Source organism: Methyloceanibacter stevinii, from assembly GCF_001723355.1.
In the GTDB taxonomy this organism is placed as follows: Bacteria; Pseudomonadota; Alphaproteobacteria; order Rhizobiales; family Methyloligellaceae; genus Methyloceanibacter; species Methyloceanibacter stevinii.
This window is the reverse complement of record NZ_LPWE01000011.1, coordinates 124,283-146,646: the sequence shown is the minus strand read 5'-3', so window position 1 is coordinate 146,646 and position 22,364 is coordinate 124,283. Positions and strand designations below refer to the sequence as shown.

Below are 22,364 nucleotides of genomic sequence, written 5' to 3'. Positions count from 1 at the left end.
ATGCGGTCGATTGTTTTTTTGGGGGTCCGTTTATCCTCCCGTGGGAAACAGCAGTTGGATCTGGAAACGCGCCTGCCAGTCCGGCCCGCCTTCGGGCGTGATGACATTGTCGTAGGCCTGGAGCGACATGTTCACGGGCTGCGAACCGACATGGAACACGCGGCCCACGCCGCCGCCGAGCGGCAACGTCCACTGGTCGTCCGCAGGTGCCTCCCAATTGGCGGTCATGATCGGCGCGGAGGTGAGATACCAGCCGTCCTTCAGGTTGTAGTTGATGAAGTACTGGAACAGGAACGCGTTCACGTCGGGATCGCTCGAGTCTCCGGCGAATGACCAGATGTTGTTGACGAGCGCGCCGACCACCCATTTGCCAGGCGTCCATACGATGGCCGCCGTCGGCCCCGCGCCCCATTTCTCGGGCCCGAGGCTGCTGTCGGTTGCCGTCGGCAGCAGGAAGGTTGGACCGGCACCGATCATGAGCGTCGGGCTGACCTGATTGACGAAGAAGAAGCTCGGATTGAAGTTGCCGAGACCGAAATCGCTTTCGTCGCCCTGATAGACCGCCGGCTGATACACGACCGGCAAGATCCAGCGCGTTACCAGATTCCAGTCCTCGTTCAGCTCGAACGGGATGACTGGCTGGATGTTGAGGATGTTCTGGTCGTGGTCGTAGGGCCCGACATTGAAGTTCGTATTGTTCTGGAACGGGACGGAAATCAGATTAGCGATTGGGTTTTGGGCTTCCTGCGCGAGGTTGCCGCTATCTTGAGCGGCTGCCGGCAAGGACAGCATGACGACGCTTGCGGCGGTCGCCGCATAGCTCCGGAACCCAACCATCGACGCCTCCACGTTCTTTGACTTGGCTCCCGTGGGAACCCGTTAACTCTACCATACTCCGGCGTAGGTGCACGCGAACAGGCTGATGAAATTCAGCATGTTGGTCGCAAGACCGGGCGGGCACTGGCGGGACGTGGTGGTTACCGACCCCCAGCCAGGCCTACCTCTAGCGGCTGCGGGGGAGCGCAGGCAGCTTGGCACGAGTCCCGGGCTGACTATGCAACGGCATGAGGAATAGGTGGCACGTAGACTGCCAAGCACCGACTTAGGTCAGAAAATACAGCGCGCTGTGTCACATCGCCTCATTGTCGCAGCCGAAACCAACGCAGCAATCTTAACGGACTATGGGGGGATTTAGAAAAGGGAACTGGCGCCGCGTCGCCGGAGCTTTAGGGCTTCTAGGCGTACTTGTTTATGCCAGCCTCATCCCTGGCCACCTCGTTTCGCAGACTCTCACCGTCCTGGTCCAAGCGGAACTCGGCGTGGTCCCGATCTGCCATCGCGGCGGCGGGGAACCCACGGACCAAACCAGCAAAGACAAGAACTGTCCGTTCTGTCACGGCTACGCCAGCTTCATGGCCGCTGCGCCCAGCGTCGCTGTCTCTTTCATCGTGCCCCGCCGTGTGGCCGAACGTGTCGCACCGGTTCAAGACGCCTTCGGTCTGCGCCGCGCCGCGCTGACGCCGCAAAGCCGCGGCCCTCCTCAACTCTCCATCTGACATCGCGTGTTTCTTCGTGCCGGTGCGCCGGCGCGACCCACCTTGTTCGAATGGAGACATCATCATGTCGGCTAATCGCCGTGCCGCGCTCCTATGCGCGTACCTAATCGGCTGCACCGCAGCACCTGCTCTTGCGCAGGAAACGACCGCATCTGAAACTTCGGGCACCGGGGAACCGGAATCTCTCCCCACTGTGGAAGTGATCCAAGCGCCCGAGGCGCCGGCCACGCGGGCACGCCAGACCTCGACGGCAAACCGGCCCTCGCCGGCGTCCAACAGGGGGACCGCGACGGCGCGCAAGCCTGCGTCGACGCCAACGCGCACTCCGGCGCGCGCACCGGCCGTGCCCGCGATGGCCGCGCCGTCACGCCCAAGCTTTGAGGAGGCGACGGCGATCAGCCGTCCTGCCGCCATCTCGTCCAGCGTGCCGAGCGTCTCGACCGCTTGGCCGGTGACCAGCGATACCGCCTCGATGATGAGCCGCCTGCCGGGCGGTGACATCTACAGCGCAGGCGGCGTCTCGGGCCTTCCCGTGCTGAACGGGCTGGCCGCCGACCGGCTGAACTCACAGATCGACGGCATGAGCCTGATCGCGGCGTGCGCAAATCAGATGAACCCGCCGCTCTCCTACATCTCGCCGTCCCAGATCGGCAGCATCGACGTGTACTCCAACGTGGTGCCCGTCAGCGTCGGCGGCGACAGCATCGGCGGCGCATTCTGGTGGAGCGGGCCCCGCCCGTCTTCGCCGCGCCTGGACAAGGGGTGATCACGAGTGCCGAGGTCGGCGCCTATTACCGCAGCAATGGCGACGCCTTCGGCGGTAATGCGGCGGCCAGCGCAGCCGTACAGAATTTGGCGATCAGCTATACCGGATCCTACGAGAAGTCCGGCAACTACTCGGCCGGCGGGAACTTTAAAGACGCCGGTCCGGCCTTCATGTCGGTACCGAACCGTCCGGTCAAAGCGCCGTGGCTCGCGGCCGATGAAGTCGGTTCGACCGCTTACGAAGCGCAGAACCACAACATCGCCGTCGCCGCGCGCAATGAGAACCACCTGCTGCAATTCGATCTCGGCATCCAGAACATCCCGTACCAGAACTATCCGAACCAGCGGATGGACATGACCGAGAACGAAAGCATCATCGGCAACCTTCGCTATACCGGCGACTATGACTGGGGTGTTTTCGAGGCGCAGGTCTATCACCAGGACGTTCGCCACGAGATGAACTTCGGCGACGACAAACAGTTCTACTATCAGAACATGATGACGGGGATCGTTGCGCCGGGCATGCCGATGAACACCGAAGCGCAGGACACCGGCGTCAAGCTCAAAGCCAGCATCGAGATGAACGAGCGGGACACGCTGCGTATCGGCGCCGAGTATCAGAACTTCGACTACAGCGATAAGTGGCCGCCGTCGCCGCGCAACCTTCCGCCCATGACGATGGCCATGATGGCGCCGGACACGTTCTACAGCATCAACGACGGACGACGTGACCGCTACGACGTCTTTGCCGAGTGGGAAGCGCAGTGGAACCCGCAATGGACCACCGAGCTCGGCGTGCGCAGCGACACGGTTCAGACGGATACCGGCCGGGTGCAAGGCTACAACGCCATGTACAACGCCCCGCCCCTGTTCCCTGCGACCACGTTCAACGACGCCGACCGCGAGCGCACCGACCAGAACTGGGACGTGACGGCGGAGGCCATCTATACGCCGGACGAAACCAAGACCTATTCGTTCGGCTATTCGAAGAAGAGCCGCTCGCCCAATCTCTACGAGCGTTACTCTTGGTCGAACGTCACGATGGCCATGGAAATGATCGGGTGGTTCGGTGACGGCAACTACTATATCGGCAATCTCGACCTCGACCCGGAGGATGCGCATACGTTCAGCGCTACTGCCGACTGGCACGATGCCAACGGCAAGAACCGACTGGCCGTTACGCCGTACTACACGTACATTTCGAACTACATCGACGTGCGCCGCTGTCCGACGTCTGTCTGCGGCGCTTCGCAGGCGGTTATCGACAGCCTGACGGCGACAGAGGGCTTCGTCTACCTTCAGTTCGTCAACCAGGATGCGCACATGTACGGCGTCAACGTCTCTGGACACATGCTCCTGGCGGAGAACACGCCGTTCGGTTCGTTCACGGTGCGTGGACTTGCGGCCTATGTCGATGGGGTGAACACCGTGACCGACGACGACCTCTACCACATCATGCCGATCAACGGGACCGTGGCGCTCGAGCAGACACTCGGCCGCTGGACCAACACGATCGAAGCGGAAATGGTCGGGGCAAAAACAAAAGTCTCGCAGGTCCACAACGAGGTGGAGACCGGAGCCTATACGCTCTGGAACATCCGTAGCTCCTACGCGTGGAACAACTTCCGTGTCGATGTCGGCGTCGAGAACCTGTTCGACGAGTTCTACGACCTGCCGCTCGGCGGGCTCTATCTCGGACAGGGGGCAACCATGGCGGCCGACGGCGTTCCGTGGGGCATCGCGCTTCCGGGCCAGGGCCGGTCGTTCTACGTCGCGGCCAACATGAAGTTCTAGGCAAGAGTCCGAGGCAAGACTCCTAGGCAAGACTCGAAAGCGCCCGCGTCGGACACCCGCCGCGGGCGCCTCTCATCACGGCCAGACTGCGGCAAAGCGCCGGAATTCAGTCATATTTTGCGCAAGAACCGGTGTGAGCTTGGCCGGCCTATAAGGGGGCGCGGCCCGTGGGCCGTTCTGCTATCGTCCGGCTCCCCTGCGGTTGCCCCCGCTGGTTCGCACCGAAACATCAATCAGTACCCAATTCATGTCAGCCGAGCTCGCATTCAATCGAAACGCCGACGTCGACTATGGCGTGGCCGAAGACATCGCCCCCGGCGTTCGGCGCATTGTGGCCAACAATCCGGGCCCGTACACGTTTCTCGGCACAAACACCTATCTTGTCGGCACCGACGAGGTTGCGGTCATCGATCCGGGCCCCACGGACGAGGCCCATCTCGACGCCATCGCGCGCGCCACGCGCGGCCAGCGCATCAGCCATATCCTCATCACGCACAGTCACCGGGACCACTGCGACGGCGCCCTGCCCTTGCAGCAGCGGCTCGGTGGCGAGATCGTCGCTTACGGTCCCACCGGGACCACGCGCGGCGCGGTCGCGCCGGGACTTGGCGACGGCTTCGTCGACGCAGCATTCAAACCGGACACGCCCGTCGCGGATGGCGACACGATCAAGGGCCGCGGCTTCGCCCTGGACGTGCTGCATATGCCCGGACACGCGCCCGACCATTTGTGCTTCGCCCTGATCGGGGAGCGCACCGTCTTCACCGGCGATCATGTGATGGGGTGGAATACGACAGTCATCGCGCCCCCCGAAGGCAGCATGGCGGACTTCCTCGGCTCGCTTCAGCGCCTGGCGCAACGGCACGACAAGGTCTTTTTCCCGGGCCACGGCGGCCGCATCGAAACCCCGCGCCGCGTCGTGCGGGCGTACATGACTCACCGTTTGTGGCGCGAACAGACGATCCTCGCCTGCGTCGATGAGGGCGTGAACACGATCCCCCGCATCGTGGCGCGGCTGTATGGCGGACTCGATGCGAACCTGAAGGTCGCCGCCGCGCTGTCGGTGCTGGCGCATCTGGAATTCTTGAAAGAACGCGGCATCGTCACGGCCGAGGGTGCGACCGAAGGGCTTAGCGCCTTCTATATACGCGCCGCTTCCGGCTCCGACGCTTCTTCTTCTTGACCTGTTTCGCCGGCGCCGCGACGGGCTCTTCCTCGGGCTCTGCGGCGGTCTGTTCGAGAACCGTCGTCTCACCCTTCTCAAGGGCGGTGTTGACCTCGTCCTCGAAGGCCCTGATGCGCTCCGCGTTGGCGCCGAGGTCGCTGCGGCCGTAGCGCGAGGCGGACCGGATGTCGACGACCGCGGACGTGTCGTCGCCCTTTACGCGCACCACCAGATCGTCGGTGAAGCCCATGATCAGCGACGTGTCGGTCGCTTCGATGCGGCCGACGCCGCTCTCCCCTGGCGCCTCGTTGACGACCACGGTCCAGCCGAGCTGCTTTACCGCCTCGTTGACGACGGTGAAAACGGCGCCCGCGGGCCGGTCCACGGTGATCGGACCGATATCCTCGTACGCCTCCGCCTGGAGCTGCACCTGCTCGGCCGATGGGTTTCCGAGGGGATTGGCGTCGCGCGGCCGCTGTTCCAGAAGCACCGTGTACTGCAGCGGATCCTCCGGCGATGTCTGGATGTCGGTGAGTTCCGGCAGGAGAAACGCCTGCGACAGGAAATAGGCCGGCAGTGCGAGTCCGATCAGGCCGACGATGATCGCCGCGAAGTCGTTGGTCGCACCGGTCTGGCCGCCGAACCAGATGCGGATCAAAGAAACGACCGCGATCAAAACCGCCAACCCGAGGCCAACGATGCACACGGCGATAAGATTGATGGCCGCCGGCGTGCTCAGTTCGAAAAAGCGGTGCAGGATGGCCGTGAGGATCAGAAGCTGCAGGAAGAACACGGCGATCCGGCGGGCCCAGCGGGCTTCGTGCGCTTCCTTCACCACGTAGCGCGCGGTGGCAAAGCGTTCGATTGTGTCTTCCGCGGTCACGTTATGTCGTCCTCATGCGCATCCGGCTTGCTGCGATAGCACAATTCGGCTCACGGATTGAGGCGCGTTTTTGTCCAGGCGCCGTCAAGCGCAGCCCGGCGGAATACGACCCGGTCGTGCAGCCGGTACTCCCCGTTCTGCCAGAACTCGATCTCGACCGGCCGGACGCGATAGCCACGCCAATAGTCTGGCCGCGTAACCTCGCGTCCGTCAAATTCGTCCGTATAACGCGCCACCGCCTCTTCCAAGACCGCGCGGCTCTCCAAGGGCCGTGATTGTTGGGATGCCCAGGCGCCGATGCGGCTTTGCGGATGACGGGTCGCGAAATAGGCGTCCGCTTCAGCCTCTGTCGTAGGCTCGACCGCCGCCACGCGGATCTGCCGGCCGAGGCTCTTCCAATAGAAAAGAAGCGCCGCCTTGGGGTTGGCGGCGAGTTCGCCGCCCTTCGCGCTGCCGCGGTTCGTGTAAAAGACGAAGCCGCGCTCGTCGGCGCCCTTCAAGAGAATCATGCGGACATTCGGCAGCCCGTCCGCGTCCGCCGTGGCCAAGGCCATCGCCTCAGGATCGGCCGGTTCGGTTTTTTCTGCCTCCGTGAGCCAAGTCTGGAACAGGGCGAAAGGGTCGTTTGCGGCCGTGAAGTCTTGATTGTCCATCATATTTTGCCAGTCACTCCGCCCAGCCGCGCCGTCGAAAAAACTTCCCAGCACGATACGGGCATTTACGTTTTCCTCACCCTGATAGGCCAGGATCGGTCGTGTTGATAGTGGGCGCGGGGGGATTTCAGTATCCGCGTCAGTATTTGGGGACGGTTTGTTATGCGTACGTTCCATTGGAACGCCCCTATCAAGGGGGCGGGGGCTCTCGTGTTGTGTGTATTGCTCCCCGCCCTCATTCCTCTCAAGGCAGAGGATCGCGGGGCACATGTCGTGGTGCCGGTCTTCAAGACCGTGACGCCGGAAACCGTAGTGGAGCCGAATAGCCCGCTCACGGAACTTAAAACCACTCTTGATCGTTCAGATAGGGAAGTCGCGCTTCGGGCCCTGCAAATGGCCCTCACGGAGCTTGGCGACGGGGCGACCCTCGTATGGCGGCGGCAAGCCACCAAACTTGCGGGCCGGATCAAACCCCTCTCCGTGTTCCGGGACGAGCACGGCCGCTTGTGCCGCACGGTTCTCTATTCGTTGAGCCGCAGCGGCAAGGAAAACGAGATCGAAGGCGTTGCCTGCCGGTCGCCAGACGGCCACTGGGCCATCGCCGGATAGAGGGTTTTATGTCCGAGAGTTACGCCGTTACCGAAGCCACCACGCCGCTTCGCGCCGAAGCGATCAAGGAAACGCCAAAAGCGGGCGCTCGCTTCACCCCGCTGCGGTCCGCAATCGTCGTGCGGGACCGTGACGTTCCCGCGGATGCCGGAGAGACGCTCTCCCCGCTCGTGCCGGTAAAGCGCGACCACACCTAAGACTTCGCCCCCCGCCCGTTAGCACCGGGCTGGTCCTGCCGAATCGGCGAAAGCCCTTTCGGCGAGGCCAGCCCGGTGTATAAGAGGCCCCCAGATTAGTCTGAAGGAGGGCTTATGGCGGAAGGCGGAAATCTCATGGCGGGCAAGCGTGGCATCGTTTTCGGTGTCGCCAACAATCGCTCGATCGCTTGGGGCATCACCAAGGCAGTCGCCGGCCAAGGTGCCGAAGTCGCGCTGACCTACCAGGGCGATGCCTTGAAGAAGCGCGTCGAGCCGCTCGCCGCCGAGGTTGGCGCGAAGCTCGTCCTCCCCTGCGACGTCACCGACACCGCATCGATGGACGCCGTCTTCGCGGCCGTCGAGAAGGAATGGGGCAGCCTCGACTTCATCGTCCACGCTGTCGCCTTTTCGGACAAGGATCAGCTCGACGGCCGCTACGTCGACACGACCGAAGAGAACTTCGCCAAGACAATGAATGTCTCCTGCTTCTCGCTGACAGCCATGGCTAAGCGGGCCGAGCCGCTGATGACGAATGGCGGCTCGATCGTGACCCTCACCTATTACGGCGCCGAGAAGGTCATGCCCCATTACAACGTGATGGGCGTCGCCAAGGCTGCGCTGGAAACGAGCGTGCAATATCTCGCCGCCGATCTCGGCAAGAACAATATCCGCGTGAACGCGATCTCGGCCGGTCCGATCAAGACGCTGGCCGCCTCGGGCATTTCGGACTTCCGCTACATTCTGAAGTGGAACGAGTACAACTCGCCGCTGCGCCGGACCGTCACCATCGAGGACGTGGGCGGCGGCGGACTCTACCTTCTGTCCGATCTTTCCGCCGGTGTCACAGGTGAAGTCCTGCACATCGATGCGGGCTACCACGTGGTCGGCATGAAGAACGAGGACGCCCCGGACATCTCCGTGGCGAGGGATTAGGGCGGGACGACGCCCGCCCTACCCCGACTAGACCTTGCGGAAAACGGCGCCGGCGACCGAGCGCGGACGTTCGCGCACGCGGCCCCCGTCATTGCCGGACCGGACGATCCATTGGCCATCCTTGGTGCGGCCTGTGATCAGGCCGACGTGATGCGACCAGACGACCACGGCGCCGACGCGCGGACCGTTCAGCGGCCGGCCGCGTTTGGCCCAATTGCGCGCGAGATTGTATTCCGGGCCGCCCCCGAGCTGGGTGCGCATGTACCAGCCGCACCAGCGCGCGGGGCGCGGTCCCACGCCGTGCCGGGCCGCTGTGGCCGCATTGGCCCGCTTCACGATTGATTTGGATGGGGCGCTGCCGGACGCGGTCATCGAGAAGTTCAACGGCATCGAAGAGGCAGGCGAGAGCGTCATCGCGCTCGACAGAAAGACGACAGTCAACGTCAACAGACGTGCATGCACCGCACGCATCGGCGACTCCTTTTACTATTGTGTCTTGGGAGGGTGCGGCCAGCGAAGGATCGAGCTGGCCGGCGCGAGAAACCGCACGAGGCGCAAGCTAAGGAAAATTAAGACGAAAGCGGGCTCACCGCGTGGCCCGTGCGCGTCAATTTCATGACCTGAACGACGTTGCCCGATGGACGCTTCGGCGAGAAGCGAGTACAGAAAGGCCATGTCGCATAACAGTTTCGGCCATCTTTTCCGCATCACGACCTGGGGCGAGAGCCACGGGCCCGCGATCGGCTGCGTCGTCGACGGCTGCCCCCCCGGCATCCCGATCACGGAGGCCGAGATCCAGAGCTACCTGGACAAGCGCCGGCCGGGCCAATCGAAATACACGACCCAGCGGAAAGAGCCGGACACGGTCGAGATCCTGTCCGGCGTATTCGCGAACGACGAGGGCGAACAGGTCACGACGGGGACGCCCATCGCGCTCCAGATCAAGAACGTCGATGCGCGCTCGAAGGATTACGGGGACATCAAGGACAAGTTCCGCCCCGGCCACGCCGACTATACCTATGCCGAAAAATACGGGGTGCGGGACTACCGCGGTTCGGGCCGTGCGTCGGCGCGCGAGACCGCGACCCGTGTGGCAGCCGGCGCGGTGGCGCGGAAGGTCGTGCCGGGATTACGCGTGCGCGGCGCCTTGGTTCAGGTGGGTCCTCACAAGATCGATCGCGCCAATTGGAACTGGGACGCAGTGAACGAGAACCCGTTCTTCTGTCCCGATCCCAAGGCCGCGGAGATTTGGGCCGATTTCCTCGACGAGGTGCGCAAGTCCGGGTCGTCCACCGGCGCCGTCATCGAGATCGTGGCGGACGGCGTGCCGGTCGGCCTCGGCGCGCCGCTCTACGCCAAGCTCGACCAGGACATCTGCTCCGGGCTCATGAGCATCAATGCCGTGAAGGGCGTGGAGATCGGGTCCGGCTTTGAGGCGGCGGCCTTGTCCGGCGAGGAGAACGCCGACGAGATACGCAACGGACCGCCGGGCTGGCCGACCTTCCTGTCCAATCATGCGGGCGGAATCCTCGGCGGCATCTCAACGGGCCAGCCCGTGGTCGCGCGTTTCGCAGTCAAGCCCACCTCGTCGATCCTCCAGCCACGGAACACCATCGACAAAGACGGCAACAACACCGAGGTCGTCACCAAAGGGCGCCACGATCCGTGCGTCGGCATTCGCGCCGTGCCGATCGGCGAGGCCATGGTCGCCATCGTGTTGGCGGACCACTATCTGCGTCATCGCGGCCAGACCGGCCAGGACGCCGCGCAGGACATCGACGCGAATTTGGATTGGCTTCCGACCGACTCGTCGTCGTGACCGGCACGGGGCGCTTGGCAGGGCTCGATGCCTACGCGCCCTATTCCTACCGCGACGATCCTGCGGTTCCCGGCTTTCCCGACGACTTGCAGCTCATCGTGTTCGACGGCGTCTGCGTCTTATGCAACGACTTCGCGCGGTTCGTCGCGAAGCGCGACTCCGATAAGCGCTTCCGCTTCGCCGAGGCGCAGTCTGCCCTGGGTGGTGCCCTGTTCCGCCACTATGGCCTCGACGACGTGAACTACGAGACCAACCTGCTCATACAGGATGGCCGTGCCTATGGGCGCATGGAGGCCTTCGTTCAGATCGTGAGCCAACTCGGCGGCGCCTGGCCTTGCGTGCGCGCCATCCTTCTCCTGCCGCGTCCGTTGCGCAACTGGCTCTACGAGCGCATCGCCCGAAACCGGTACGCACTCTTCGGGCGCTATGAGACCTGTCCGGCGCAGCGCGATGCCGGCATCACCCAGAGGTTGATCGGCTGATGCAGCCGCCCCTGTTTCACCGGGTGCTGGGCAAGGATGTGGAGCGGGTCCCAGCGGCTGTTCTTGCGGTGCATGACGTCGGCGACGGCGCGATCTGGCACGGCGAAGCCACCGTCGAAATGGGCCGCTCCCTGCTCGCACATATTGTTCGCACGAGCTTGCGATTTCCGCCGCCGGCCGACCGTGTGCGCCTGACGATCGAAATGACACCGGCGGGCGACGGGGAGATTTGGCGGCGGCGGTTTGGCGCGCATGCGATGACGTCCCGCCTCGTGGCGGGCTCGGCCCCGGTACGATCGAAGAGACTCTTGGCGGCGTCACAGTCCGCCTGCGGCTGCTCCCCGACGCGCAGGGCGTGCAGCAGATCACTGAAGACGTGCGGCTTGCCGGCATCCCATTGCCGAAACTCTTCTGGCCAAGACTGGATATTCGCGAGAGCGCCGACGGCGATCTGTATCTGTTCGATGTCGCGATGCACCTTTGGGGCCGCTTGCTGCTACGCTACGACGGACGTCTCGAAACGCGGGTAGATCATGAGCTTTGAGAGAATTGTCGTCCTGACCGGCGCGGGCCTCTCCGCCGAGAGCGGGCTGGGCACGTTCCGGGGCAAGGACGGCCTGTGGGACACGTACAATGTCGAAGAGTTGGCGACGCCCGAAGCTTCGCGCGCAATCCCACCAAGGTCCACGACTCTACAACATGCGCCGGAGGTGGCTCGCGGATGTCCGCCCCAACGCGGCGCATTTCGCCCTCGCCAAACTCGAGCGCGAACATGGCGGCAAGGTTCTGACCGTGACACAGAATATTGACCCGCTGCATGAGGATGCCGGCTGCTCATCACTAATCCATATGCATGGCGAACTTGTTCGCGCCCTGTGCGCGGCTTGCGGTGCGAGTCGCCCTGGACCGAAGACCTCTCGCTCGCGACGGACTGCCCCGCCTGCAGCGAGTCCGGCTATATGCGGCCGGACGTGGTGTGGTTCGGCGAGATGCCCCGCGATATGGAGCGCATCTATGCGGCGCTCGGCGCGTGCGATCTGTTCGTCTCCATCGGGACCAGCGGCACGGTCTATCCCGCGGCGGGATTCGTCGCCGAGGCCCATCGCGCGGGTGCCCATACCGTCGAACTCAATCTCGAGCCGTCCGATGGCGCGAGCCTGTTCGCCGAGACCCGTTACGGCCCGGCGACGGAGATCGTCCCGGCCTACGTCGACACTCTTCTGCAAGACGACACGTAACCCGCCGGGCGCGAACCCTCACCGTTCGAGATGCGCGACCACCTCCACGTGGCTCGAATAGAGAAATTGGTCGATTGGCACCACGCGGGTGATCCTGTAACCGCCGTCCACAAGGAACCGTAGGTCTCGGGCCAAGGTACCGGGATTGCACGACACGGCGACGAGACGCTTCACCTTCGCCTTCGCCAGCTGCTCGGCCTGGGCGGACGCACCCGCGCGCGGCGGATCGAAGACGACCGCATCGTACGGCTTCAGCTCCTGCCAACCCAACGGATCGCGAAACAGATCTCGCCGGATACCACGCATCGGCTTGAGCTTGGGCGTGTGCCGGACGGCGTCGCCCAGTGCGGCGAGCGCCTCGGCGTTCGACTCGTAGCCGTCGACCGTGGCGCGCTCGGCGAGTGCGAACGAGAACGTCCCCAGTCCGCAAAACAGATCCGCCACCCGTTTCGCCTTGCCGACACCGTCGCGGACCAGCGCCACCATCTCCGCTTCCGCCGCAGGCGAGGCTTGTAGAAAGCTGCCTGACGGCAGGCGCACCTGCGCGCGGCCGAGCTGCAGCATGGGCGGGGTAAGCATGACGATCTCCGAACCCGCGGTGAGGCGCGCAATGCCTTGCGCCTCTGCGGCGGCCGCCAGCTTTCCAAGTGCCGTCTCCGGGGGCTGCACGCCCTCAATCGCCACATCGAGCCCCGTCTCGGTTTCGGTGACGGCGATGCGCGCCTCCCGCGCGCGGCCCAGCAAAGGCGCCAACAGCGCCTTGAGAGCCGGGAGGACCGAGACGATCCTGGGGGAGAGGATCGGGCAGGTGTCAATCTCGATCGTGTCGTGAGACCGTGCGGGGCGATAGCCGAGCACGACATCCTTGCCCCGCCGTTCCAAGCTCAACGTGGCCCGCCGCCGGCTACCGAGCGGGACGGCACGCGTCGGCTCGACCGGCACGTCGAGCCCGCGCGACTGCAAGGCGGTGACGACAAGTTCTCTCTTCCAGGCCAGATAGCTTGGCGTATCGAGGTGCTGCAGGGCGCAGCCGCCACACAGGCCGAAATGCGGGCAGACCGGCTCGACACGGTCCGGGCTGGGATCAAGAATGGCGACACAGTCCGCATGCTTTCCGTCCGGCGCATCTCGGCGCGGATGCGCTCGCCGGGGAGCGTGAAAGGCACGAAGACGGGTCCGTCCGCCGTTTCGGCAATGCCGTCGCCCTGGGCACCCAGCCGGTCGATGGTCAGGTCAACGGTCATTCCGTGCCCCGATCAAATACTCCACATTGCCGCTGCCGCCGGCGATGGGCGATGGGATCACGCCGAGCACGGGCCAGCCCTCCACCGCCAGAAACTCCTGCACGCGCGCGATGGCGCGCTGCCGGTCGGCATCGTCGCGCACAAGACCGCCCTTGCCGACCGCGTCGCGTCCCGCCTCGAATTGCGGCTTCACCAGCGCGGCCAGCCAGGCGCCGGGAGCGGCGCGGCGAAGCGCGGCAGGCAGCGCCTGGGTGAGACTGATGAAGCTGACATCGGCGGTGATGGCCGTGACCGCCTCGGGGACAAGGGTCGCGTCGATCGTGCGCGCATCGGTGGCCTCGAGAGAGACCACGCGCGGGTCGGCTCGCAGGCTTGCATGCAGTTGATCGCGGCCCACATCGACGGCGTAGACCTTCGCCGCGCCACGGGCGAGCAGGACTTCGGTGAAGCCACCCGTGGACGCCCCGACATCTAGCGCGATACGCCCCTCGGGGGAGAGGTCGAAGGCCTCCAGCGCCGCCGCGAGCTTCAGCGCTCCACGGGACACGTGGGCGTCCGTACCGGGAACCAGCGCCAGCGCCGCGTCGTCCGCGACGGTCGCTCCCGGCTTGGCCGCGATCGCGCCGTCGACCAGGACACAGCCCCGCCGGATGAGGTCAGCGGCCTGCGCGCGCGAGGGCGCCATCCCCTCGTCCACCAAGCGCTGGTCGATGCGTTTTTTTCTGTAGCTGCCCAATTTGCATTCTCATATGCTCTGCGTCGCGACGAGAGTCCTCGCGCGCGGCTCGGCCCGTAAAACGGCAGCCGCATCGCATTTCGCCCGCGCCACATTAGGTTTGAGACGCGGATGCTTCGTGAGGCAAGACCTGATTGAGCCAAGATTCTCTCAGCCGAGAAAAGACGGCCTACCTAACTGAAAAATGCGAAGTTCGAAATCGGGACGTAACCGGCGGGTTTGGCGTCTATGCCAGATCCGTGATCGAGCCAGGTGAACTGATCGGTATCTGGAGCGGCCGCATTGTCGGCACTGAGGAGCTCGACGGCCTGCCGGCCGAGGTCCGAAGCCATACGGTCCAGGTCGAGGACGATCTTTACCTGGTCTCGCTCGCCCCGGACGATCCGCCCGACTTCATCAATCATTCCTGCGACCCAAACGCGGGACTGAGCGGCCAGATCAGCCTGGTGGCGTTGCGGTGCATCCTTCCCGGCGAAGAGGTGACGATCGACTATGCCATGTGCGACGGCTCGCCCTACGACGAGTTTCCGTGCTCTTGCGGCGCGGCGACGTGCCGTGGCCGCGTGACCGGAAACGACTGGCGCAACCCCGCGCTGTGGGAGCGCTATTCGGGACACTTCTCTCCATATCTCCAGCGGCGGATCGATGCGCTGAAATGCGCAAAGGCCGAACTGGTCTAGGACACACGCCATGCTGCTCATCAGCACCTTTGTGGCTCCGAGTTCAATCGAGGGGCTTGGGGTCTTCGCGGATGAATTCGTGCCGCGCGGCACGATCATCTGGCAGTACAATCCGAAATTCGACGTTCTGGTCGACGACACGGAGCTCGGTGCGCTGCCGCCGCCGATGCAAAGCCACATCGCCCGGTATGGCTATCCCCACCTCGACAGGCCCGGCTTCCGCGTGATCGACGTCGACAACGGCAAGTACATGAACCACAGCCCCACGCCGAACACGGACTTCCGCCTGTTCGACCGGGGCATCGCGTTGACGGACATCGCACGGGGCGACGAAATCACCTGCAACTATCGGGAGTTCGACCCCGCCTTTGTGGATTTCGGAACGGTGGCGTTCACGGACCCCACGGAATTGCCGGCGCTCGGGCCGCCCGTGATCTAGGATCGCAGTGCGCCCGAGGGCGATAGGCGATCTGCGCGCCGGGAGGACGACATTGCCAAATCTTCCCGGCTCGACTAAGCCAGAGCCACCCAATCTCGCGCTGGAGCCTTCCATGCCGTTCAGATCCCTGCCGATTTTTCTGTCCCTCGTGCTTCTCGCAGGCGCAATCGCTCTTCCGGTGACGTCTGCCCATGCCGCCAACATTTGGCGCGCGAAGACGAACGGCAGCTTCATCACGCTGCGTTACGGACCCCTCGATGAGCGGGAGAATGCGCCCTTTCTTCTGTCCTGCCTGAACGGCGTCGGGATCGCGGTCCTGTCCGTTCACATGGATTTTCCGCAGGAGGAGACGGGCGAAGCGCTCACCATCGAATTCAGCGCCGGCGACAAGACGGCGCCGGTGGCCGGCGAGACGGCCGCCGAGGACGGCACGGGCATCATCTACGGAGAGGCCGGCGACATTGCCGTGAAGCCCATTCTCAAGGTTCTCGAAGAGAAGGGGCCGGTCACCATGAAGTCAGGCGCGAACGCTGTCGAGCTGTCGGATGCGGGCCGGGCCGAGACCGTCGCGGAGTTCGCCAAGAACTGTTCGCTAGACTAGGACTGCTCGCTGGATTAGGCGCGCTGCGCCGAGCCCGCCTTCGCATCCTTGCCGATATCGTTCTTGCCGAGGGCCGTGAAGACCGCCTTCACGATCCCGTCCGCATCGAGGCCGGCAGCCGCGTACATCGCGGCGGGTTTGCCTTGATCGATATAGCGATCGGGCAAAACCAGCGTCCGAACCTTGAGCGTGCCGTCGAGCAATCCGTCCGACGCAAGCTGGTGGAGCACATGGCCGCCGAAACCGCCGGTCGAGCCTTCCTCGACGGTGAGAAGGACTTCGTGGTTCCTGGCGAGGTCGCGAATGAGATCCACGTCCAGCGGCTTCGCGAAGCGGGCATCGGCCACGGTCGTCGACAGGCCGAACCCGGACAATTCCTCGGCGGCAGCGAGGCATTCGCCGAGCCGCCCCCCAAAGGATAGGAGTGCGACGGCCGAGCCCTCGCGGACGATGCGGCCCTTGCCGATCTCGAGCGGCTTGCCGCGCTCGGGCAGGTCGACGCCGAGCCCTTCGCCCCGCGGATAGCGGAACGCCGTCGGCCTGTCGTCGATTGCGGCAGCGGTCGCCGTCATATGCATGAGTTCGGCTTCGTCACCGGCCGCCATCACGATCATGTTCGGCAGGCAGGTCAGAAACGCCGTATCGAACGAACCCGCATGGGTGGGGCCGTCCGCACCGACGAGACCGGCGCGGTCGATCGCGAAGCGCACGGGCAGTTTCTGTACCGACACGTCGTGCACGACTTGGTCGTAGGCGCGCTGCAGGAAGGTCGAGTAGATCGCGGCGAACGGCTTGTAGCCTTCGGACGCGAGGCCAGCCGCAAAGGTCACCGCGTGCTGCTCGGCAATGCCGACGTCGAAGCAGCGGTCGGGAAAGGCCGCGCCGAACTTGTCGAGTCCGGTTCCGGACGGCATCGCGGCCGTGATGGCGACAACCTTGTCGTCGGCCTTAGCCTCTTCGATGAGGGCGTTGGCGAAGACTTTGGTGTAGCTGGGCGGGCCACCCGGCGCCGCCTTCTCCTGGGTGCCGGTGACGACCGTGAAGCGGCTGACACCGTGATATTTGTCGGCGGACTCCTCCGCCGGCGCATAGCCCTTGCCCTTCTGGGTCACCACGTGCACCAGGATCGGCCCGTTCTGCATCTTCTTCACGTTGCGCAGCACGGGCAGGAGATGATCGAGATTGTGACCGTCGATCGGCCCCACATAGTAGAAGCCGAGCTCCTCGAACAGCGTGCCGCCGGTCCAGAAACCGCGGCCGAACTCCTCCACACGGGCCGCCTGGCGCTGCCAGCGCCCCGGCAGCAGCTTGTGCGCCGCTTCCTTCATCCAGCGGCGGAAACGGCGATAGGTGCCGCCTGAAATAATCCGCGCCAGATGCGCGCTCATGGCGCCTACGGGCGGCGCGATCGACATGTCGTTGTCGTTGAGAACCACGATCAGCCGCGAATCCATCGCACCGGCGTTGTTCATGGCCTCGTAGGCCATGCCCGCGCTCATGGCCCCGTCGCCGATCACGGCGACCACGTTGTTGGCGCCGCCGGACAGATCCCGGGCCACGGCCATGCCGAGGCCCGCAGAGATCGAGGTCGACGAATGGCCGGCGCCGAACGGATCGTATTCACTCTCCGCGCGCTTGCAGAAGCCGGATAGGCCGCCAGGCGCACGCAAGGTGCGGATGCGGTCGCGGCGCCCGGTGAGAATCTTATGGGGATAGCACTGGTGGCCGACATCCCAGATCAGCCGGTCGTCCGGCGTATCGAAGACGTGATGGAGCGCCACCGTCAGTTCGACCACGCCGAGCCCCGCGCCCAGGTGACCGCCGGTCACCGAGACGGCGCTGATCGTCTCTTGGCGAAGTTCGTCCGCGAGGCGCTTGAGCTCGTCATCGGTGAGCTGACGCAAATCCTTCGGCGTGTGAATTCGGTCTAGTAGTGGCGTGGCGTTCTCGGCGCTCATTCGCTTTCCTGTAGGAGGACTTTCTCCGCGACGGTTTTAGTTTTGAAATTTCTCGTCGTATCAATGCGTTACAGCAAGCTTACCGGGCCGACCTCACGCTGGCAACGTCTACAACCATACCCCAAACCGGCCTTGCCCAAGTTTGCCGGTTAGTCCTCCACATCAAGCGGCTCGACGCCGTTCGGCGTGCCGTCCTGATTGAGGGTGATTTTTTCCACGCGCGCCTCGGCGCTGCGGAGCAATTTATCGCAATGAGCGCGCAGGGCCTCGCCCCGCTCGTAGATCGAAATCGATGCTTCGAGTTCGACATCGCCCTTTTCGAGGCGGTCGACGATGGTCTCGAGCTCTTTCAGCGCGTCTTCGAAGCTCAATGTGGAGATATCAGCAGTGCCGGACGATTTAGCCATGGTTTTGAATTAGCGGTTTCCCTTCTCTGCCTCAAGCGCCCATCAGCGTCTTGACGTGGACAGCGGCGGACGAGGCCAGGGCATCGAGATCGTAACCGCCCTCCAGAGTAGAAACGAGTTTGCCGCCCGAATGTTTCGCCGCGACTTCCAGCAACTGCTCCGTGATCCAAGCAAAATCGTCCTCCTGCAGGCGGAGTTGGGCCAACGGGTCCCTCAAATGGGCATCGAAACCGGCCGAGACAAGCACGAAGTCAGGGGCAAATGCGTCGAGCGCCGGGGCAATTTGCGTCGAGTACGCCGCCCGGAAGTCCTCGCCGCCGTCTCCGGGGGCGAGCGGCGCGTTCCAGATATTGCCGACGCCCGTCTCGTCCTTGGCCCCTGTCCCCGGAAACAAGGGCATTTGATGGGTCGAGCCGTAGAAAAGGTCCTCGTCGGTCCAGAACGCGGCCTGGGTGCCGTTGCCATGGTGGACATCGAAGTCGATCACGGCCACGCGCTCGGCACCATGGGCCTCGCGTGCATGCAACGCTGCGACGGCGACGGAATTGAAGAGGCAGAAGCCCATGGCGCGGGACGGTTCGGCATGATGGCCCGGCGGGCGTACGGCACAGAAGGCATTGTCCGCCTTGCCGGCCACCACCTGGTCCACCCCATGGAGCACGGCTCCCGTCGCCCGCAAGGCCGCCTCCCAGCTCCCCGGCGACACCACCGTGTCCGGGTCCAGCCAGCTGTGGAGTTGTTTGGGAATCGCGGCCCGAACGTCGGCGACATAGGCCTTGGGGTGCAGGCGTTCGATCGCAGACAGCTCGGCCAGCGGGGCCTCCTGCCGCTTCAAATCCGCAAAGTCCTCGGCGCTAAGGGTCCGCTCGATGGCGCGCAAGCGGTCGGCTTGCTCCGGATGGCCGTAACCCGTGTCGTGCGCGAGGCAGGCCGGGTGCGTGAGAAGCAACGTCGTCATGCGGTCCTTGGGGTCTCCCGCTCCCATGATACCCCGTTTGGAGCGCCGGGCCAGTGCGACCGCACACGCTCGCTTGACCTGCCTGATCGGACACGCGACATGGAACCAGAGAAATCGGACGCACCATGCCTGTTCTTCCCGCCACAGACGAAACCATCGCCCGCGCGGCTCAAGCGCTCGCCGCCGGCCGCCTCGTCGCATTTCCGACCGAGACCGTCTATGGCCTTGGCGCCGCGCCCGGGAGGCGAACGGCCGTCGCCAAGATCTTCGCCGCGAAGGACCGGCCTCAATTCAACCCGCTGATCGTGCATGTGCCGGATCTGGAAACGGCCGAGAGCTTGGCCGAGTTCGGCACCGAGGCACGGGCGCTTGCCGCCGCCTTCTGGCCCGGGCCCTTGACGATCGTGGCGCTGAAACGGCCCGAAGGTGGGATTGCCGATCTGGTCACGGCCGGGCTCGGCACGGTCGCGTTGCGGGTTCCCGCCCACCCTGTCGCGCGCGCCCTTCTCACAGGCGCGCTGCCGATAGCCGCGCCCAGCGCCAACCGCTCGGGCCGCATCAGCCCGACGGAAGCCGGCCATGTGGCGGCGGAGCTCGGCGACATTCCAGACGTTATTCTGGACGGCGGTCCTTGCGCGCGCGGCCTTGAGTCCACCGTCGTGAGCGTTGTGGGCGAGCACCCAATCCTGCTGCGCCTCGGCGCGGTGCCGCGGTCCGAGATCGAGGCTGTCCTGGGTCACCCCATCGACCTTGCGGCGCAAGACGCGCCGATCGCCTCACCCGGTCAGCTCGAACGCCACTACGCGCCGCAAACGCCCGTACGGCTCAACGCGACCACCATCGAGCCCGGCGAGGCGCTGCTAGCATTTGGTCCTAATGTTCCCGACGGCGCGGATACAACGATCAATCTCAGCCCCGCGGGCGACCTCAATGAGGCCGCCGCGCGCCTCTTCGCGGCGCTGCGCAGCCTCGACGAAAGCGGTGCGCGCGCCATCGCCGTCATGCCCATTCCCGACGACGGACTTGGGGAAGCGATCAACGACCGCTTGCGGCGTGCCGCCAAGGCGCGGTAGCCCTGTGCCATGAGCCCTGACGCCCGTCCCACGACAAAGCTGCAACCGCCCTCGGCAGAGACGCTCACCACGCTTGAGACCATTGTCGGGGAGCAATATGCGCTGCGCGATCCCAAGGACATGGCGCCTTACCTCACCGAGTGGCGCGACCGCTATCGCGGAAAGGCGGCAATTGTCGTTAAGCCCGGCTCGACGGACGAGGTCGCGGCGGTGCTGAAATGCGCCAACGACGCGCGGGCCGCCGTCGTGCCGCAAGGCGGCAACACGGGCCTGTGGGCGCCCAGATCCCCGATGGAGAGCGGCAGCCAGATCGTCCTCTCGCTGGAGCGTCTCGCGCATATTCGCGACGTGGACCTAGCCAGCAACACGATGACGGTCGAAGCCGGACTGACGCTAGCCGATGCCCAGCAACGTGCCGAGACCGTCGGGCGCCTGTTTCCTTTGAGCCTCTCCTCCGAGGGAAGCTGCCAAATCGGCGGCGTCCTTTCGACGAACGCGGGCGGCCTGGCCGTGCTTGCGTACGGGAACGCGCGGGATCTCGCGCTCGGGCTCGAAGTCGTTCTCGCGGACGGGCGCGTGTGGCACGGCCTCAAAGGCTTACGCAAAGACAACACGGGCTACGACCTGAAGAATCTTTTCATCGGTGCGGAAGGAACGCTCGGCGTGATCACGGCAGCGGTCTTGCGCCTGTTTCCCCGTCCCGCCGAGAGGGTCACCTGTATGGCGGGCTTGGGCGACCTCGAAAGCGCGACCGAGCTTCTGGCCCGGATGCGCGACGCGGCCGGGCCAATGCTCACCGCCTTCGAGATCCTGCCGCGCATCGGTCTCGACTTCGCGATCAAACACGGTACGGGACTTCATGATCCGCTCAGAGCCCCCCACGCCTGGTACGTCCTTCTCGAGGTTTCCAGCCCCCTCGCCGGCGCAACGGTCCATGACCTTGTGCAGACGCAACTCGCCGGCGCTATCGAATCCGGGGTGATCGAAGACGCCGTCCTGACGACGTCCGACCGGCAGACGGGTGAGCTGTGGAAGCTGCGCGAGGTCATGAGCGAAGTTCAGAAATACGAAGGCGGCAGCATCAAGCACGACGTGTCCGTTCCCATCGCACATGTGCCTGAGTTTATTGTTCGGGCCAACGATCTCGTGGAGCTGATGATCCCCGGCGCCCGGCCCGTTCCCTTCGGACATCTCGGCGACGGCAACATCCACTACAACGTCAGTCAGCCCGTCGGCATGGACAAGGATGTGTATCTCGCGAATTGGGAGGCGCTCAATGCCGCGGTCCACGAGATCGTCCTCGATCTCGGCGGTTCGATCAGTGCCGAACACGGGATAGGGCGCATGAAGCGCGATCTCCTGCCCCACGCGAAAGGCGCGGTCGCGATCGACCTCATGAAATCGATCAAGGCCAGCTTCGATCCAAACGGCATCCTCAATCCAGGAAAACTTCTATGACCCAATCCGCGCCGCCCGAGAAGCCGCCTCATATGACTCAGGACGACAAGTGGCTCGCGATCGACGACTATATCGTCGAGAACTTCCTAGAGGCCGATCCGGTCCTCGAGGCCGCGCAAGCCGCCTGCGACGCGGCGGGCCTTCCGGCGATTCAGGTCGCGCCCCTGCAGGGCAAGCTGCTGATGATGCTCGCCCGGGCCTTGCAGGCGCGCAAGATTTTGGAAGTGGGCACGCTCGGCGGCTACAGCACGATCTGGCTCGCGCGCGGCCTTGCAGAGGGCGGCCATGTGACGACGCTCGAACTCGACCCTCGCCATGCCGAAATCGCCCAAGCCAATTTCGAAAACGCCGGCCTCGGCGACAAAATCACCGTCCGTGTGGGCCCTGCGCTCGACTCCATGGCCGCGTTGCACACGGAAGGTGCCGGGCCGTTCGACCTTATCTTCATCGACGCCGACAAGCCGAGCACGCCCGACTATTTCGACTGGGCGGTGAAGCTCGCCCGGCCCGGGTCGTTCATCGTGGTGGACAACGTGGTGCGCGAAGGTGCGATCCTCGCCGCGCAAAGCGACAACAAACACGTCAAAGGACTGCGTGCGTTCTATGCCCGCGCGGCCGCCGATCCGCGCGTGACCGCAACCGCGTTTCAGACCGTTGGACACAAGGGCCACGACGGCCTCGCGATCGTGCAGGTGACGCAAGCTCCATCGGACTAG

At 64.6% G+C, this 22,364-nt stretch carries 25 protein-coding genes and 3 pseudogenes; 19 read left to right on the top strand and 9 right to left on the bottom strand.

Going from position 1 to position 22,364, the window contains the following annotated elements; translation table 11 throughout:
* Window positions 1-30: 30 nt before the first annotated feature.
* Entirely contained in the window at window positions 31-837 is an 807-nt protein-coding gene (locus AUC70_RS07455; RefSeq protein ID WP_069444279.1) for a hypothetical protein, read from the bottom strand.
* Between the two features lie 344 nt (window positions 838-1,181).
* Between AUC70_RS07455 and AUC70_RS18815 the strand changes: the two genes are divergently transcribed.
* The 4 genes from AUC70_RS18815 (at window position 1,182) to AUC70_RS07435 (ending at window position 5,298) form a co-directional block, all read left to right on the top strand.
* Complete coding sequence (locus tag AUC70_RS18815) at window positions 1,182-1,556, top strand: DUF2946 family protein (protein ID WP_141702014.1); 375 nt, start codon at window positions 1,182-1,184, stop codon at window positions 1,554-1,556.
* A 472-nt stretch (window positions 1,557-2,028) separates the two neighbouring features.
* The gene (locus AUC70_RS16740) at window positions 2,029-2,322 is read left to right on the top strand and encodes a TonB-dependent receptor plug domain-containing protein (protein ID WP_158007394.1); all 294 of its coding nucleotides are present in this window, start codon (window positions 2,029-2,031) and stop codon (window positions 2,320-2,322) included.
* On the top strand, window positions 2,319-4,115 hold the full coding sequence (locus tag AUC70_RS07440) for a TonB-dependent receptor (RefSeq protein ID WP_069444276.1): 1,797 nt from the start codon (window positions 2,319-2,321) through the stop codon (window positions 4,113-4,115). The genes AUC70_RS16740 and AUC70_RS07440 overlap by 4 nt, the downstream gene beginning before the upstream one ends.
* Before the next feature lie 247 nt (window positions 4,116-4,362).
* Entirely contained in the window at window positions 4,363-5,298 is a 936-nt protein-coding gene (locus tag AUC70_RS07435; RefSeq protein ID WP_069444275.1) for an MBL fold metallo-hydrolase, read from the top strand.
* Here the strand turns inward: AUC70_RS07435 and AUC70_RS07430 are convergent.
* The gene (locus AUC70_RS07430) at window positions 5,246-6,163 is read right to left on the bottom strand and encodes a DUF1499 domain-containing protein (protein WP_069444274.1); all 918 of its coding nucleotides are present in this window, start codon (window positions 6,161-6,163) and stop codon (window positions 5,246-5,248) included. The genes AUC70_RS07435 and AUC70_RS07430 overlap by 53 nt on opposite strands.
* Before the next feature lie 50 nt (window positions 6,164-6,213).
* On the bottom strand, window positions 6,214-6,819 hold the full coding sequence (pdxH, locus tag AUC70_RS07425; RefSeq protein WP_069444273.1) for a pyridoxamine 5'-phosphate oxidase: 606 nt from the start codon (window positions 6,817-6,819) through the stop codon (window positions 6,214-6,216).
* A gap of 210 nt (window positions 6,820-7,029) precedes the next feature.
* Between pdxH and AUC70_RS07420 the strand changes: the two genes are divergently transcribed.
* From AUC70_RS07420 to fabI, 3 genes are all read left to right on the top strand, one after another.
* A complete protein-coding gene (locus tag AUC70_RS07420; protein WP_206599328.1) occupies window positions 7,030-7,425 on the top strand; it encodes an RT0821/Lpp0805 family surface protein in 396 nt (131 codons plus the stop codon).
* A gap of 8 nt (window positions 7,426-7,433) precedes the next feature.
* Window positions 7,434-7,622, top strand: coding sequence for a hypothetical protein (locus tag AUC70_RS07415; RefSeq protein WP_069444271.1), 189 nt, complete (start codon window positions 7,434-7,436; stop codon window positions 7,620-7,622).
* 114 nt (window positions 7,623-7,736) lie between these two features.
* Entirely contained in the window at window positions 7,737-8,555 is an 819-nt protein-coding gene (fabI, locus tag AUC70_RS07410; protein ID WP_069444270.1) for an enoyl-ACP reductase FabI, read from the top strand.
* Window positions 8,556-8,582: 27 nt separating this feature from the next.
* Here fabI and AUC70_RS17930 read toward each other — a convergent pair whose 3' ends face one another.
* A complete protein-coding gene (locus tag AUC70_RS17930) occupies window positions 8,583-9,026 on the bottom strand; it encodes a C40 family peptidase (protein WP_244505542.1) in 444 nt (147 codons plus the stop codon).
* Window positions 9,027-9,228: 202 nt separating this feature from the next.
* Between AUC70_RS17930 and aroC the strand changes: the two genes are divergently transcribed.
* The 6 genes and pseudogenes from aroC (at window position 9,229) to AUC70_RS18575 (ending at window position 12,094) form a co-directional block, all read left to right on the top strand.
* Complete coding sequence (gene aroC, locus AUC70_RS07400) at window positions 9,229-10,374, top strand: chorismate synthase (RefSeq protein WP_069444612.1); 1,146 nt, start codon at window positions 9,229-9,231, stop codon at window positions 10,372-10,374.
* Window positions 10,347-10,856, top strand: a complete 510-nt coding sequence (locus AUC70_RS07395) for a thiol-disulfide oxidoreductase DCC family protein (RefSeq protein WP_244505541.1) — start codon at window positions 10,347-10,349, stop codon at window positions 10,854-10,856. The genes aroC and AUC70_RS07395 overlap by 28 nt, the downstream gene beginning before the upstream one ends.
* Window positions 10,856-11,071, top strand: a pseudogene (locus tag AUC70_RS18810) (saccharopine dehydrogenase); the annotation flags it as partial. The gene AUC70_RS07395 and the pseudogene AUC70_RS18810, both read left to right, overlap by 1 nt.
* A gap of 14 nt (window positions 11,072-11,085) precedes the next feature.
* The gene (locus AUC70_RS17105; RefSeq protein WP_069444269.1) at window positions 11,086-11,400 is read left to right on the top strand and encodes a DUF4166 domain-containing protein; all 315 of its coding nucleotides are present in this window, start codon (window positions 11,086-11,088) and stop codon (window positions 11,398-11,400) included.
* Window positions 11,390-11,665: a Sir2 family NAD-dependent protein deacetylase gene (locus tag AUC70_RS18580; RefSeq protein ID WP_342022000.1), complete on the top strand. Its 276-nt coding sequence runs from the start codon at window positions 11,390-11,392 to the stop codon at window positions 11,663-11,665. The genes AUC70_RS17105 and AUC70_RS18580 overlap by 11 nt, the downstream gene beginning before the upstream one ends.
* Window positions 11,556-12,094, top strand: a pseudogene (locus AUC70_RS18575) (Sir2 family NAD-dependent protein deacetylase). Before AUC70_RS18580 ends, AUC70_RS18575 begins: the two are co-directional and overlap by 110 nt.
* Before the next feature lie 18 nt (window positions 12,095-12,112).
* On the opposite strand, the pseudogene AUC70_RS07380 reads toward AUC70_RS18575, so the two are convergent.
* A pseudogene (locus AUC70_RS07380) lies at window positions 12,113-13,338 on the bottom strand (class I SAM-dependent RNA methyltransferase).
* Window positions 13,328-14,074 (bottom strand): TlyA family RNA methyltransferase, encoded by a 747-nt coding sequence (locus tag AUC70_RS07375; RefSeq protein WP_280138233.1) that lies wholly within the window; start codon window positions 14,072-14,074, stop codon window positions 13,328-13,330. The pseudogene AUC70_RS07380 and the gene AUC70_RS07375 overlap by 11 nt, the downstream one beginning before the upstream one ends.
* A gap of 134 nt (window positions 14,075-14,208) precedes the next feature.
* Here AUC70_RS07375 and AUC70_RS07370 point away from each other — a divergent pair, with 134 nt between their 5' ends.
* From AUC70_RS07370 to AUC70_RS07360, 3 genes are all read left to right on the top strand, one after another.
* Complete coding sequence (locus AUC70_RS07370) at window positions 14,209-14,754, top strand: SET domain-containing protein (RefSeq protein ID WP_069444268.1); 546 nt, start codon at window positions 14,209-14,211, stop codon at window positions 14,752-14,754.
* Window positions 14,755-14,764: 10 nt separating this feature from the next.
* On the top strand, window positions 14,765-15,193 hold the full coding sequence (locus AUC70_RS07365; RefSeq protein WP_069444267.1) for an SET domain-containing protein: 429 nt from the start codon (window positions 14,765-14,767) through the stop codon (window positions 15,191-15,193).
* 112 nt (window positions 15,194-15,305) lie between these two features.
* Window positions 15,306-15,794, top strand: a complete 489-nt coding sequence (locus AUC70_RS07360; RefSeq protein WP_069444266.1) for a hypothetical protein — start codon at window positions 15,306-15,308, stop codon at window positions 15,792-15,794.
* Window positions 15,795-15,808: 14 nt separating this feature from the next.
* On the opposite strand, the gene dxs is transcribed toward AUC70_RS07360, so the two are convergent.
* The 3 genes from dxs to AUC70_RS07345 all read right to left on the bottom strand — a co-directional run bounded on the left by dxs (window position 15,809) and on the right by AUC70_RS07345 (window position 19,117).
* On the bottom strand, window positions 15,809-17,752 hold the full coding sequence (gene dxs / locus AUC70_RS07355; RefSeq protein ID WP_069444265.1) for a 1-deoxy-D-xylulose-5-phosphate synthase: 1,944 nt from the start codon (window positions 17,750-17,752) through the stop codon (window positions 15,809-15,811).
* Between the two features lie 149 nt (window positions 17,753-17,901).
* Complete coding sequence (locus AUC70_RS07350; protein WP_069444264.1) at window positions 17,902-18,159, bottom strand: exodeoxyribonuclease VII small subunit; 258 nt, start codon at window positions 18,157-18,159, stop codon at window positions 17,902-17,904.
* A 31-nt stretch (window positions 18,160-18,190) separates the two neighbouring features.
* Window positions 18,191-19,117: a histone deacetylase family protein gene (locus AUC70_RS07345; RefSeq protein WP_069444263.1), complete on the bottom strand. Its 927-nt coding sequence runs from the start codon at window positions 19,115-19,117 to the stop codon at window positions 18,191-18,193.
* Window positions 19,118-19,242: 125 nt separating this feature from the next.
* Between AUC70_RS07345 and AUC70_RS07340 the strand changes: the two genes are divergently transcribed.
* Genes AUC70_RS07340 through AUC70_RS07330 form a run of 3 tightly spaced genes read left to right on the top strand, consistent with a single transcriptional unit; the run spans window position 19,243 to window position 22,364 of the window.
* Window positions 19,243-20,190, top strand: coding sequence for an L-threonylcarbamoyladenylate synthase (locus tag AUC70_RS07340; protein ID WP_069444262.1), 948 nt, complete (start codon window positions 19,243-19,245; stop codon window positions 20,188-20,190).
* 9 nt (window positions 20,191-20,199) lie between these two features.
* Window positions 20,200-21,648 carry an FAD-binding oxidoreductase gene (locus AUC70_RS07335; RefSeq protein WP_069444261.1) on the top strand — a complete coding sequence of 483 codons (1,449 nt, stop codon included), beginning with the start codon at window positions 20,200-20,202 and terminating at the stop codon, window positions 21,646-21,648.
* Entirely contained in the window at window positions 21,645-22,364 is a 720-nt protein-coding gene (locus AUC70_RS07330) for an O-methyltransferase (protein ID WP_244505539.1), read from the top strand. Before AUC70_RS07335 ends, AUC70_RS07330 begins: the two co-directional genes overlap by 4 nt.